Below are 13,664 nucleotides of genomic sequence, written 5' to 3' on the forward strand. Positions count from 1 at the left end.
GAGGAAGTATGCAGTGGAAATCCCTGACTCCCGGCCTGACAAATCTGTTTGCTTATGAACGCAGCTGGCTAAAGCACGACATACGCGCAGGGCTCTCGGTGGCGGCCGTGGCATTGCCGGTGGCGATAGCCTATGCCGAATTGGCGGGGGTAAGCACAATCGTGGGGCTTTACTCCTGCATTTTGCCGATATTCGCCTATGCCATCTTCGGTTCTTCACGCCAACTGATTGTCGGCCCGGATGCAGCCACCTGTGCGGTTATTGCTGCCGTTGTCACGCCTTTGGCAGCGGGGAATGCGGAGCTTCACTGGCAACTTGTCATTGTGATGACGTTAATGATGGGAACGTGGTGTCTCATTGCCAGTCGATTCAAGCTTGGGGCGATTGCGGATTTGCTTTCTCGTCCAATATTGAACGGATTGATTAACGGTGTTGCACTAACGATTATCGTCAATCAGATCAGTAAAGTATTTGGTTTTTCATCGCCCTCCAGTGAGTTGGTTGAGCTCATTTATGCGCTGCCGTCGAATCTGGTGAACAGTCACTGGCCTACCGTTGGCATCTCCTTGCTGACACTGCTGTGCCTGTTTGGCGTGCGCTATGTTCGCCCGAATTGGCCTGCTCCACTGTTTGCCGTGGTGTTAACGACAGGGCTGACCTGGGCGGCAAGCTTGCCACGTTTTGGTGTAGAAACGGTTTCTGGCTATACCGGCGGTGGTTTGTCGATGGTGACCTGGCCCGATTTTAAACCCGGCTTACTACGTGAACTGGTGATCCCGGCGTTGAACCTCGCGGTGGTGAGCTTTGTGAGCATGATGCTGACGGCACGCAGTTTTGCGGCAAAAAATGGCTACGAGGTGGATGTAAACAGCGAATTCCGCGCACTTGGGCTGGTGAATATCGTCTCTGGATTGTCGCAGGGCTTTGCCATCAGTGGTGCTAATTCGCGGACTGCGGTTAACGATGCCAACGGTGGCAAAAGTCAGTTGGTTTCCGTGATTGCCGCCGTAGCGATTGCGTTGGTGGTAGCGCTGTTTAGTGAACCCCTGCAATATATTCCCATTGCCGTGCTCGGCGTTATATTGATTTATGCGTCGTGGGGATTGTTGAATTTGAGTAGCATATTGCAACTGCGTAAGCGCAATCGCCCGGCATTCTATCTGGCACTGTTTACTTTCCTGAGTGTGCTGCTGGTAGGGATTATTCCCGGTATCGGATTGGCGGTATTGCTGGGATTGCTGCAATTTCTTCAAACCGTTTTTCGACCTACCGAGCATTTGCTCGGAGTCAATTCTGAAGGCATGATCCATTCGTTAGGAAATGGCAATGATAATGAGATTAACCCGGTAGACGGTGTGATCATGTACCGTTTTAATTCGCCGTTAACCTATTTTAACGTTGCTTATTTCAAACGCCGGATAACGGATCTGGTGGACGCTGATTCGTCTCAGCCGCGCTGGGTGGTGATTGATGCTGTAGCCAGCTTCACCCATGCCGATATTAGCGTACTTGCGGCTATCGACGAATTGAAACGCGAACTTAAACAACGCGAGATTAACCTGGTGCTTGCAGGAAGACGAACAGAATTAACCCGGTGGTTCCGCTTGAACCGTTCAGACAGTAAAATGCACGATCTGATTCTGGTGCCCGATCTTTATTTGGCATTGCGATTGATTCAGAGTAAAGAGCGCAAGGATATAAACAATCTGAGGGCGGATGGTCCGCCCTAATGATGTGGGTTATTTCAACGTGGACATATCCAAAACAAACCGATATTTTACATCGCCTTTTTCGAGACGAGAGAACGCGTCATTAACCTGACTGGCGCTGATCAATTCGATATTTGCGGTAATGCCATGTTCGGCGCAAAATTCAAGCATCTCCTGGGTTTCTGCAATGCCGCCGATATTGGAGCCGGAGAAGCTGCGGCGTCCTTTAACCACATTAAATGCCCCAATCTCGATTGGCTCCGGCGGTAACCCAACCAGAACCACGGAGCCATCGATTTTTAGCAACTTAAGGTATGCATTGACATCGTGCTTTGCGGAAACTGTATCGAGGATCAGATCGACCTTACTGGCAAATTTTGCCATCTGCTCTGGATCAGTAGATAGCACCGCCTCATGTGCGCCAAGGCGAGTTGCATCTGCGACTTTTGCTTCCGATGTGGTAAATACCACCACATGTGCACCCATCGCTTTTGCAATTTTGATTGCGACGTGCCCGAGTCCACCGATGCCGAGAATACCCACCACTTTCCCCGCGCCTGCTTGCCAATGTTTGAGCGGTGAGTACACGGTAATTCCTGCACACAGCAGCGGTGCTGCTGATGCCAGATCCAGCGTAGCAGGCATCTTTAACGTGTATTTCTCACGGCAGACGTAGGTTTGTGAAAACCCGCCGTAGGTTATCCCTCCCAGATGTTTATCCGGTGAGTTAAAAGAGAGCGTGGTACCGGATTCGCAGAACTGCTCAAGATCGCTTCGGCAAGCCGGGCATTCACCGCATGAGTCAATAATACAGCCTACTGCTGCATAATCACCTGGCTGAAATCGGGTAACGCCGCTGCCAACGGCAATAACACGGCCCACGATTTCATGACCTGGAACCATAGGGTAGTGTGCGGCACCAAAATCATTCTTGATTTGATGAAGGTCGGAATGGCAAATGCCGCAGTAGAGAATTTCGATCTCCACATCATCGTCCAGTAATCCGCGGCGTTTGATACTGAATGATTTTAGCGGGTTGGTTGCAGCATCGGTGCCAATGGCTTTGATGGTTTTAAACATGACTTCTATCTCTTTGAAGATTAACGACCAACACAAGCTTGTAATGCTGCCGGATAACTCTCACCCACGATGTTCACTGTTTCCAGCGTCTGCGTAATTTTTTGCAAGTCTGCCTGCGTTAGAGCAATTTCTGCTGCGCCCAGATTTTCCTCCAGTCGATGCAGTTTCGTGGTACCCGGAATAGGAACAATCCATGGCTTTTGCGCCAGTAACCAGGCCAGGGCAATTTGCGCGGGTGTGGTGCTACGTTCTGCCGCCAGCTCGGCCAGTAAGATCACCAGTTTTTCGTTAGCTTCCAGGGCTTCTGCGGCGAAACGGGGAACCACATTGCGGAAATCATTCTCTGCAAAGGTGGTTCCGGCTTTGATTGTGCCGGTCAGAAAGCCCTTGCCCAGCGGGCTAAAGGGTACAAACCCAATGCCGAGCTCCTCAAGCAGCGGAATAATTTCTTGTTCTGGCTCACGCCACCATAGGGAATATTCACTTTGTAGCGCAGCGACAGGTTGCACTGCATGAGCACGACGTAGGGTCTGCGCACCGGCTTCTGAGAGGCAAAAATGTTTCACCTTGCCTTCGGCTACCAGCTCCTTTACTGTGCCTGCTACCTCTTCAATAGGGACATCGGGATCTACACGGTGCTGATAGAGAAGGTCAATTACGTCAGTTTTAAGGCGGCGCAGTGATCCTTTTACGGCTTCTCGGATATGTTCCGGGCGACTGTTCAAAATCTGCTGTTTATTGTCGTTGCCGAAGGTAAACCCAAATTTTGTCGCGATAATCACGCGATCGCGCAAAGGTTTTAAGGCTTCACCGACGACTTCTTCATTTAAATAAGGGCCATACACTTCTGCAGTATCAAAAAATGTCACAACGCGCTCCACGGCTGCGCGAATGAGCGCCACGGCTTGACGTGTATCCGTAGCCGGGCCATAGCCGTGGCTCAATCCCATGCAGCCCAGACCTAGCGCAGACACTTCAAGCCCGGACTGACCGAGATAACGTTTTTGCATGATTAAGCTCCTACGGTTAACGTTATTACTGATGTATATTAAGCATAACGCATTACGATTTATTGGATTAGTGGCCCTAATTTGCTAGGGTTTATTAAATGAGCTCATTAATTGCCGCTCGCTTTTTTTTGTTTAGCGTTGAGCTGCATTTAGCCAATGGGTCACCGTTTCTGTGGTTCTTCTTTCCTGATCGCATTCAATAACCAGTGGTTTTTCGTGTCTGGTATTAGGTGCCAGTTTTGCTAATATCGCTTCACTGTTACCGACACCATATCCGCCATGAGTGATGAAAGGAATCAAAGTCTTGCCAGCAAAATTATGTGTAATGAGAAAGGTTTGAACAACTGGAGGGAGGGTTGTTCCCCAAATAGGGAAACCTAAATAAATCGTCTGATAACGCTCAATATTACTGACACTGTTTTTTAACGGTGGCCTGATATTACGATCGCGTTCGATTTTTGCTTGCTCTACCGTCTGAAAATAATCTTCCGGATAGGGGGTGGCTGGCTCAATCTCAAATAGATCGCTTTGCAGGCTGCGATGAATTACACCAGCGATGACGCGTGTGTTACCACTGCGGGATAAATAGGCGACGAGAGTGCGTCCGTTGTTTAAGGTGTTTTCAGTGCCGGCGATGGCGGGGGAAAGGCTATCTTTACCACTGTCAAACTGGCTGATGTGGTAAGCAATACTCTTCGGGTAGGATCATGTTCGTCTGCCATGCGTTATTCTCCGCGGAAATGGGTACCAAACAGCGTACGCTGTAATGCAGACTCAGCGCAGTATCAGTAAGCATAAGATAACGGAAAACGGGCAGTGAAATAATTGAGTTATATTGATTAGTATTATGATTGTTACTCATTAAATGAGTGTCAACGTATCAAGGCGAGAGTGTTATCACTTCATTATTTAAAATGCGTAAAAAGATAAAATATTGAATAAATAAGAATATTTACCTTCAAATGTTCATAAGACAAATCTGGTTATTTCAAACTGCGCAGTTTTTTTTGGGTAATCTGTAATTTATTTAAGATTCTGTATGTGGAAAATAGTGAGCAAGCAGATAACACTATGGGTTTTATTGTAGATCGATGCTTATATATGTTATCGATATCTTTAAAAGTGAAAGTACGTTGAAATCACATTTTTTCATGACTGTGGTGTTAAACGGCAAATAGATAAACGGTAGAAAAATATGGCGGTATAGATATAAATCCAGCTATCACCCTATTTTTAAATTGTTTTATCTATAATAGATTTGGCCGCTTTTGTCTTCTTGGAAATTATATTATTTGTTGTGTTTATTTTGAGGGCACGTTTGTGTTTAATTAATGATGAATGATAATGGAATATATCGATATTGCCGGAGTCTGGGCGTTGTTTTCGCTTTGATTGGTTGTACTCAGACGAGTAAAAGTGATGAAGCAATGGACACCCCTGCTATTAAGTACTCAAAAGATGATGCCAAACGATCTCTAATTTCGCCATCAGTCACAGGGAATGGATCTGCTATGAGTTCCGCTACGTCGGCCAAAAAGGAGGCCATGGATATTCATGGGGAAGCTCAAGCTCAGATAGGCGCGTTTGGACGTCAGTCTGGTAGTACAGCGCTGAATGTCTTGTTGCCATTGCAACAAAATGAAGATCGCATGCTGTTCGGTCAGTTTGGGGGATACCGTCACAAGAATAAAAACACCTTTAGCGTGGGGGTGGGGCAGCGTCATTTCGGTGATGATTGGGGATTAGGCTACAACGTTTTTTACGATACCCAAATGTCGAAATCAGTTTATCACCGATTGGGACTTGGGGGGGAGTTATGGTTTGATAATGCGCGTTTTACGGAAAATGGATATTATGGCCTGACGCATAACCGAGATGTTGATGAAAAACCAGGATATTACGCGGAAGTTGCTCATGGCTATGATGTCAATCTGCAAGCGTGGTTACCGGGGTATCGTCAGCTTAGTGGGCGGGTGAAATTTGAGCAATATTTTGGCGATCGTGTCGCGTTTCCCAAGAAAGGACAGGATGCCATAAATCCGTATGCGCTATCATTAGGGCTCAGTTATGCACCTATTCCGCTGCTACAATTTGATGTTGATCGTGTGTTGGGTAGCTAAAAATATACTGAAAACCGCGTAGGCGTCTCTATTCGTTACCAATTCGGCGTACCCCTTTCTTTGCAACTTGATCCAACACGTACGGCATCCCAATACTTGAAGTATGCAAATAATAATCGCGTAGTTGATCGTAACCATGCGATGGTGCTCTCGTATCGAGAAAAACCCTCTCAGCAGGCTGAAAAACCGGTAATAAAAACACCTGTGGCACCAAAACCGCCAGTAACACCTAAACCACCAGGAACGCCAAACCCATCAGGGACGCCGGAATGGCCAGTAACGCCAACACCGCCAGTAGCAACGCCAGAAGGAGAGCCATGTTTAGAGTGCGGAGACCTGTCGCCAGGAGCAAAACCATCTGATGACGATGAACGTGCTGAGGATGAAGATAGGGCCATTCAACCGCCTGATCGTCCTGTTTTTTTACCAAGACCTGATGGTAAGCCGCTAAAATATATTACTTCAAATCAGGGGAGCTATGAGTTTATTGATGAGGCTGTAAATGCAGAAGGATTTGCGATTGTTGAAACCCACTACTACAAAAATTGATCAGTCAGATGGGGGACATGGTTTTGAGTTTGTCGGCGCCTCTTAATGTGTTGTGGAGTACCCCCCTAATCTGACCACCAAATGTTTTTAATGCATAGTTGAAATTCAATGTGTAGCGGAACTCACTTTCAATCTAACCAATTGAAAGAACATTGAATTCAGAAAAGCAAAAAGCCTGCTTTTAAGCAGGCTTTTTTAAATTTGGCTCCTCTGACTGGGATCGCCTTTGCCAGTAAATGGCTAAAAACAAGCTAAATGAGAAATTCCTTTCTGTCAAGACCACCAGAATGACCACCAATAGGGTGCAGGTTACATAAAGCTGATTTTAGCCCCCTCGCTGCATATGGTGATGGTCACTATAGAGCACCCAGCAAGGGAAGCACAGTCAGAGCGAGCACCGAAGAGTCTGTCTCCGTCGTGGAATTGTGTCTAAAGAGCTCTGAATATCTACTCAGTGCCCAGGCTGTGTGAAAACGTTTTTTTCGTAGAGGCTGACAAAAATAGAGCTGAAAACCGTGGTCTTACATAAAATTCTACTCTGCTAACCAGTCGCTCAATTTCAGATTTTGCGTAGATGCGCGAACTTCAGTTTTTTGTCATGGCTTTCACACAGCCTAGGGCATGAGCTGACATATAAAAATATCGGGGTTTGTTAATCAATGATAAGCAGGTCAGCCAGTACATATTTGGTATTGGCTGTCCAGCACCTGGCGCTTTTCTCCCGCCTGAACTATTAATAGCTAAGCTGTACTCAGCTACCCCATATTCCTCTCTTCGAACTGCGAGGTTTTGTATACAGTATATCTTCGTGTGTCTTGATGGAACAGGCAATAGTCCGATACAGACAGATCTTGATTACACCGTCATTCATGGCTTGCCGCAAAACTGTTTTGAAAGTAACGTTCTCAAATTATTGTATGCTCTCATTGGAAATGAGGACAAATCTCAGCCAGCGGATCTTATTAGTAGTAATAAGTACAAATACTATGGTCTGGTTTCCTCTCTGAAGCTATCAATAGCCTTGGTTCCCAAGGCGAAAAAGAAAAATGAACATTTAAGGAGCTACTGGTCTGGGAACCAGTGCTCGTATTATCGATGCGTACTGGTTTCTTGCTGAACGCTGTAAACTGGGAGATAAAATTTATCTTTAACATTTTTTTTGATATCTGACATTTTGGTTCCCGCTACTATTTGATGGAAACCACTTGTTACCAGGAATAATTCACCCCGAGGGAGACCCGTCCTGCTTTATAAGACGACATGTTGGTATCCACGCCGACAGCACCCGTTACACTCAGGTCTTTCCTTACATTTCCTTTCACGCCAAATTTGAATTCGGCCCTATCGGCAGGCATCGGTTCCCGCACTGTCGTTTCATCCATGCGCATTGTTTGTGATAATGGTCCATGCCACCAGTTTGCTTCAATGAAGCCCTGCATTAACGTTTGACCATGCTTGTCCAGTCTGTTTTCATAAAGCCGAACCCCCAAACGTGTGGTGGCATTATTATCAGACATATCTGATGCCACGGAGCCGCTGGCCGTTGTGTGATCTTTTGCGCGATAAAGGGAGTAAATGACCTGAGCCTGTGGTTCTATGTAATATTTGGCTGTGGGTGATTCCGCCATCTTGAGTTTATATCCTCTCTCTATGGACATCGTTGTATTGCGTGAGCGATAGCTCTCGGTGCGCTGTCCTTGGCCGGTCACATCGTTGTCAAATCGACCATGCATCAACCAGGTATCAAAATAGGGGCCGGTTTGCGCATCACCGTGACCAAACCAGGTGCTGTAGCTCCCTGCGCTGTAGCCTTTAACGCTGTGTGATGAACGTGATACCTCATCCTCACTGTTGCCGGAACTGGTGCCGTATTGAGCCATCAGCCCAACCCGGATGCTACCGCCGTACCCGTCGCTGAAACGTGCGATGTCACTCCCGCCGTGCAGCACCCAGCGTCTATCTTCCGTTTCCTGGTTATCAACACCATCGTGTTGAACCATTGAGCCCTCCATGCGTAACCAGGTATATGAATCCTCCTGGCCTGGCACCTGCCATTGCCGATTGGCGTTCTTGCAGGTATGAACCTACCACAGGTGAAAGTAGCGAAACCAAATACCAATCTTGCTCCTCACCACCATCACCACCGCGTTTTAAGCTGTAATTATAAGCGCCAACGTTCAATATCCCTGTACTGTTGTATCCGTCGGAGTCGGGATCAAGTTGAAAAGCGCCAGCACTGGTCGTGCCGCCATTTTCAGTCTGTACCAGGGCAATGCCTTTGTTGGTGAGCCCACCCAAACCGTTGCCAGTTTTCACGAGAAGTGAGGTATTGCCTGAGGCGTTACCACCATCAATGATCAGGCGATCGGTGGGCGAGGCATCACCGCTGAGCAGCGTATTGATCACAATCCGCCCGCCATTCCCGACATAATCGCCTTTAACCGTCAGCGCTGCGCTGGGGCCACTGCCATCGGTCATGTTTATCGTGCCTGCATTATTTAGTCCGGCGATGATCTGGCTTAATCCATCGAGTGCCAGCGTGGCCGATTCCTCGACAGTGATGATGGAATCTGGGCTGAATACGTTCAGATCGCCCGCTTGCAGCGTACCCGCTTCTACATGGGTTAAACCTGAATAAGTATTATTGGCCGTGAGCGTAGTGATACCGGTGCCGAATAGCCGTAGCCCGCCGCTGCCAGAGATAAGGCCGTCAAAGAAATAATCATCGCTGCGGTTAAAGGCGAGTGTGCCCGTATTATCTACGTTGCCAAGAATTGAGCCAGTGCTGCCGCTGTTGCCCAGTTGCAACGTACCGGCGGAAATCAGAGTGTCGCCGAGGTAGTTATTGGCTGCCGTTAATACTGTGGTGCCGCTGCCGCGTTGATCAACCAGACCATTGCCGGAAATGGTGTTGTTGAAAATCAATGTATCACTACGATTGAACGCAAATATTCCATTGTTGTTAACGTTGCTGGCGAGCGAGCCTGTGCTTCCATCGCCAATCTGCAATGTCCCCTGGGTGAGTGCCGTATCTCCGGTGTAGGTGCTCTCTCCTGTCAGGGTGAGCAAACCGGTACCGGTTTTGGTCAGGGTTCCTGCGCCGGCAATAACACCGCTCATGGTTAACGGGGAGGCGAGGGCGATATCGATTGTGCCGCCATTAAATGATAATCCTCCAGCGGACTGACCAAGGTTGCTGTCGCTCGTGATGCGCAGCGTACCGCCGTTGATTGCCGTGCCCCCGGTATAGGAGTTGGCTCCGTTAAGCACCAGTGTGCCAAGATCGGTTTTCACCAACTGCACCTCGCCTTGCAAGGTAGCATCGATGGTGGCTGTGTAGGCTGCTCCCGGCAGGCTGCCATTGCCGACCCGCACAGTGGTTTGCCCCGAGCCGGTTTCGGTTTCTACCAGCGACAACGCAGCGCCATTCAAAACGTAGCCATCAGAGGCGAACTGCATTCCCGATGAGGTAACCTGACCCAGGCTATTATCTATCGCTTCCGCCTGGAAAATGGCAAAAGCACTGTCCTGCCAGGGGGCGTTTAACATGCCATCGGGAACCGTCCAATTGTCGTTACCCACGGTACTGGTTTGCCAGATACCGCTACCGCCGTTGACTTCACCGTTATTTTTATTATCTGTCGCGCCGCCGTCCCACATGTTCAGCGTCAGACCGGTGGTATCCACCAGGTTTACCTGATTCGCAACCGATGTTTGCACATATTTCACCCTGCCCGGCGGAATGTCACCGAGTTCCAGGCCGTTATTGGTCAGCGTGCCTGCGTAATCAATGACGCAATAGATACCGGGGCCAAATGAGCCTCCTGTCGTGGCCGTGATGTTGATGGTCCCGTCCAGCACCAGATCCCCGTTGACGGTCACCAGATCGTTAAGCGGGCCACCCACTTCATAAGGTAAGCCGAAGTTGTAATCGAGTATTGAGCCACTGCTCAACGTGAGATTGCCATTGATGGTCAGTTTATCAATGAGACCTCCTACCGAGCCGGGTGACAGGGTTGAGCCGTCGGCAATGGTTACATCGCCTCCGATGATACCGATGCCGCCGAGTGTAGCGTCGCTGTTTACCGTGGTGATGCCCGTGGCTGCGGTTTGATCGCCATAGATATACAACCCACCAGCAGTAACGTTGGTTGCGCCCAGATAGGTGTTGCTGCCGGTTAATACAGTGTTTCCTGAACCGGTTTGAGAGACACCACCGTTGCCGAAGATGTTGCCATCATAGGTGAGTAGATTGCTGCGTTGAAACACCAGTGTGCCAGCGCTTGCCACATTGACATCACTTGCTATCGCTCCCGTGCTGCCGTTATCACCGAGTTGCAGCGTCCCGGCAGTGGCAGTGGTGGTGCCAGTGTAAGTATTCTCTCCAGTCAGGATGGTGATACCGCTTCCACGTTGGTTGACCTGGCCAGTACCCGAAATGATGCCGCCATACGAGAGGATATTGTTGCGATTGAAGGTCAACACGCCGTTGGTACCTACCTCAACATCACTGGTGATGGATCCGGTGCCGAGACCATTGCCCAGTTGTAGCGTTCCGCTCTCAATCACGGTGCCAGCCGTATATAAATTATCGCCTGAAAGCGCTAGCGTCGCATCCCCTGATTTAACTAGAGTTAATGTACCATTAATACTACCTGCGTATAACGAATCCATGGTTGTATTAAGTGAAAGCACTTGTTCAGGAGCAAGACTGTCGATATGAGAACCGGCGACACCATTCAAATTACCAATTTCGACAATTGTATTGTCCCCGTTGATCTTCATTTTTGATGTATCTGCATTCAAGGATAATGTTGCCTTGTTATTTTTCCAATCTTGATTTACCTGTACAACAGAAAATTCATTGGCTACCACACCTTGAAGAGAATTCAGACCGCCGCTGACTTGGTTAGTCAAATAAGAAGAATTCAAGAATACGACCCCGGAGCCTAACGCATTCTCAGCAAAAGCAATTAAAGATGCCTGCCTAGAGTCGGGGGTGATATTTCTTGAACTAATATGCCAATTTCCAGAGTAGGCGTTATTGGGACTATGAACTTCTATGCTTTTCCTGCTTAAACCACCCACAGAAGTAGAGCTACTTAAATCAAAGTCAACAACAATGTCGGCGCCGCCCGTCAATGTAGCAGTCGATGTTAGATATAATAAATTGCTATAATATGACAGATTTTTATAAATAGTTATCTGCCTACTGGATGCTAATTGGAGTAGGGTTTCTAATCTGTGGTGCACATTACCAGCTAGGGCAGATAGTTTTATGTTTGATTCGTCATCAAGAAATAGATTTGGGATACTATAATTAATAAATGCGTTATGAGCTTGACTTCGACTTGTGAGTGTTAATGTTCCACCTGTTTCTACCTTCAAACTATTGCCATCAAAGTTTCTCTGGTAAGTACCCTCCGAAGTTATTGGTGGCGAGCTAATTTCCGTGGCAGAAATAATAACATAGTCATTCGTCACTGTAGGGGCCTGACCGTCGCTCCATACTATAGGGTCATCCCATCTGCCACTCTCGACAGAAGTCATTGTGGCAGCATGGAGTGGAAGTAACCTTGAAGTTACACAAAATATAGATAAAAATGTTGCTTTTAATATGAAAGTTGTTTTTTTAAATAACCATCTAATAAATACTCCTCTCAAACCACTATCCACTGTTACCCATTTTGGTTTTTTTGAATAAAAAAGAGAGTTTTATCAAATATCAAATATCAAATATCAAATATGTTAATATCTCATTGGCTGTATTACTAACGTTCAATAAAAGTGCCTATTATCCTATGGATAGCGCTAAATTTCACTACTTCATGTCCGTATAGGGGCCTGCCATGGCTCAATGATGAGTTCGATTATGTCGACCTTTAATAGAGAGGCAGAGCGAATGGATTTTTTTAATTATGGTATGGGAAGATATGTTTTCAATGTAATCAAATTCTCAATTATTATTTTTCTGATTGTACTTCGCATCAATATTACTTGATGTGAGTCAACTATTCGGGTCAATATATTCTTTCTCTCTTTTTGTCCCCGATGCTTAAGCATCGATAACTTTTGGTGAAGAAGGCTGCAATTTTATCCAACTACGAAAACGACGTTACAGCGGTGATGTAAGTATCTAGGTAAACAGAACCATTCACTTTTAGAGATCTTCCGGCATACTGATTATGTCCCCCTGAGCAGATCCCTATGCGTAAAGCCAGGTTCACCAAACACCAGATCATCGCCCTTTTGAAGTCCGCCGAAGCCGGACGTACCGTAAAAGATGTCTGCCGCTAAGCGGGAATATCCGAGGCCTCGTACTACAATTGGAAAGCAAAATATGGTGGTATGGAAGCCTCTGATATCAAGAAGATGAAAGATCTGGAGGAATCGTCGTATGAAACAGATGTTTGCCAATCTCAGTTTGGAATGCAGGGCATTCAAAGACGTTATCGAAAAAAAGCTTTAAAACCAGCGAGAAAGCGTGAGCTCGTCAGTTACCTGACCGCACAATTTGAGATGAGCATCCGTCAGGCATGCGGGACGTTATCGCTGAGCAGGATAGTATATTTTTACCAACCCGATACAGGCGAGATGATCCGGTGATCCAGGCGTTGACAGAAGTCGCTACGCATTATCCGCGATAGGGCTAAATTTAGCGCCGTGCTGCTTTCTACCAGCCTTTGTTGCACGGCGTAGTGCATGGTATTGCACAAATGCTGCTGGGTGCGAGGTGCAACTTCCAGTAACCTCTTTGCTTAGATGCTTTCGAGCAATGTGTTAAAGTGCTACGTTTTCAACTCTGTCACGAGCATGTTGCCAATCGCCGGAAAGATATGGTTGTTCATGCTGGCAAGCAACCGGGCGGCGTGGTTCTCTGACCATGCTTTGTTGCTGCTATGCCAGCCAAGTGCGACGGCTTTAAAACATTTTTCAGGGGAACGGGCTGCTTTTTCAGCTACGCGTTGCTGCATCGGGTTGATGTTCTGCGCCAGTTGTTTGCGGAGTACATCGCGCTTCTGACGTGCTTCCGACAGGCTGAGTAACGGATACGCGCCCAACGCAATGCGGGTTTCTTTGCCACCGAAATAATATCTGAAATACCAGAGGCGCGAACCTGTCGGTTTAACGTGAAGATACAGACCGTGTGAATCGGACAGTTTTACTGGGGTAACTGGAAGTTTTAAGTTGCGGAT

General features: G+C 47.4%; 8 protein-coding genes and 3 pseudogenes. 5 read left to right on the top strand and 6 right to left on the bottom strand.

Annotation, left to right across the window (positions count from 1 at the left end; all coding sequences use genetic code 11):
- Nucleotides 1–8: 8 nt before the first annotated feature.
- Complete coding sequence (locus tag ACMZI0_RS15755; protein ID WP_415673659.1) at nucleotides 9–1,730, top strand: SulP family inorganic anion transporter; 1,722 nt, start codon at nucleotides 9–11, stop codon at nucleotides 1,728–1,730.
- 9 nt (nucleotides 1,731–1,739) lie between these two features.
- Here ACMZI0_RS15755 and ACMZI0_RS15760 read toward each other — a convergent pair whose 3' ends face one another.
- From ACMZI0_RS15760 to ACMZI0_RS15770, 3 genes and pseudogenes are all read right to left on the bottom strand, one after another.
- Nucleotides 1,740–2,789 (bottom strand): NAD(P)-dependent alcohol dehydrogenase, encoded by a 1,050-nt coding sequence (locus ACMZI0_RS15760; RefSeq protein WP_415673660.1) that lies wholly within the window; start codon nucleotides 2,787–2,789, stop codon nucleotides 1,740–1,742.
- A 20-nt stretch (nucleotides 2,790–2,809) separates the two neighbouring features.
- Nucleotides 2,810–3,799 (bottom strand): aldo/keto reductase, encoded by a 990-nt coding sequence (locus ACMZI0_RS15765; protein ID WP_415673661.1) that lies wholly within the window; start codon nucleotides 3,797–3,799, stop codon nucleotides 2,810–2,812.
- Nucleotides 3,800–3,931: 132 nt separating this feature from the next.
- Nucleotides 3,932–4,521 (bottom strand): annotated as a pseudogene (locus ACMZI0_RS15770) (flavodoxin).
- 609 nt (nucleotides 4,522–5,130) lie between these two features.
- Here ACMZI0_RS15770 and ACMZI0_RS15775 point away from each other — a divergent pair.
- Together ACMZI0_RS15775 and ACMZI0_RS15780 are read left to right on the top strand one after the other, a co-directional pair.
- Nucleotides 5,131–5,919: an inverse autotransporter beta domain-containing protein gene (locus ACMZI0_RS15775; protein WP_415673662.1), complete on the top strand. Its 789-nt coding sequence runs from the start codon at nucleotides 5,131–5,133 to the stop codon at nucleotides 5,917–5,919.
- Between the two features lie 96 nt (nucleotides 5,920–6,015).
- Entirely contained in the window at nucleotides 6,016–6,468 is a 453-nt protein-coding gene (locus tag ACMZI0_RS15780; RefSeq protein WP_415673663.1) for a hypothetical protein, read from the top strand.
- A 1,208-nt stretch (nucleotides 6,469–7,676) separates the two neighbouring features.
- Here the strand turns inward: ACMZI0_RS15780 and ACMZI0_RS15785 are convergent.
- Nucleotides 7,677–8,468, bottom strand: a complete 792-nt coding sequence (locus ACMZI0_RS15785) for an autotransporter outer membrane beta-barrel domain-containing protein (protein ID WP_415673664.1) — start codon at nucleotides 8,466–8,468, stop codon at nucleotides 7,677–7,679.
- Nucleotides 8,446–12,018: an autotransporter-associated beta strand repeat-containing protein gene (locus ACMZI0_RS15790; protein WP_415673665.1), complete on the bottom strand. Its 3,573-nt coding sequence runs from the start codon at nucleotides 12,016–12,018 to the stop codon at nucleotides 8,446–8,448. Before ACMZI0_RS15790 ends, ACMZI0_RS15785 begins: the two co-directional genes overlap by 23 nt.
- Nucleotide 12,019: 1 nt before the next feature.
- Here ACMZI0_RS15790 and ACMZI0_RS15795 point away from each other — a divergent pair, with 1 nt between their 5' ends.
- A complete protein-coding gene (locus ACMZI0_RS15795) occupies nucleotides 12,020–12,172 on the top strand; it encodes a hypothetical protein (protein ID WP_415673666.1) in 153 nt (50 codons plus the stop codon).
- 503 nt (nucleotides 12,173–12,675) lie between these two features.
- A pseudogene (locus ACMZI0_RS15800) lies at nucleotides 12,676–13,112 on the top strand (transposase); the annotation flags it as partial.
- Nucleotides 13,113–13,118: 6 nt separating this feature from the next.
- Here ACMZI0_RS15800 and ACMZI0_RS15805 read toward each other — a convergent pair.
- A pseudogene (locus ACMZI0_RS15805) lies at nucleotides 13,119–13,664 on the bottom strand (tyrosine-type recombinase/integrase); the annotation flags it as partial.

Source organism: Symbiopectobacterium sp. (assembly GCF_047692315.1).
In the GTDB taxonomy this organism is placed as follows: domain Bacteria; phylum Pseudomonadota; class Gammaproteobacteria; order Enterobacterales; family Enterobacteriaceae; genus Symbiopectobacterium.

Excerpts from the sequence above, each read along its gene's own strand:
- ACMZI0_RS15785 (WP_415673664.1), bottom strand. The coding sequence starts at position 8,468 with ATGGTTCAACACGATGGTGTTGATAACCAGGAAACGGAAGATAGACGC.
- ACMZI0_RS15760 (WP_415673660.1), bottom strand. The coding sequence starts at position 2,789 with ATGTTTAAAACCATCAAAGCCATTGGCACCGATGCTGCAACCAACCCG.
- ACMZI0_RS15775 (WP_415673662.1), top strand. The coding sequence starts at position 5,131 with ATGATGAATGATAATGGAATATATCGATATTGCCGGAGTCTGGGCGTT.
- ACMZI0_RS15765 (WP_415673661.1), bottom strand. The coding sequence starts at position 3,799 with ATGCAAAAACGTTATCTCGGTCAGTCCGGGCTTGAAGTGTCTGCGCTA.
- ACMZI0_RS15755 (WP_415673659.1), top strand. The coding sequence starts at position 9 with ATGCAGTGGAAATCCCTGACTCCCGGCCTGACAAATCTGTTTGCTTAT.
- ACMZI0_RS15790 (WP_415673665.1), bottom strand. The coding sequence starts at position 12,018 with ATGACTTCTGTCGAGAGTGGCAGATGGGATGACCCTATAGTATGGAGC.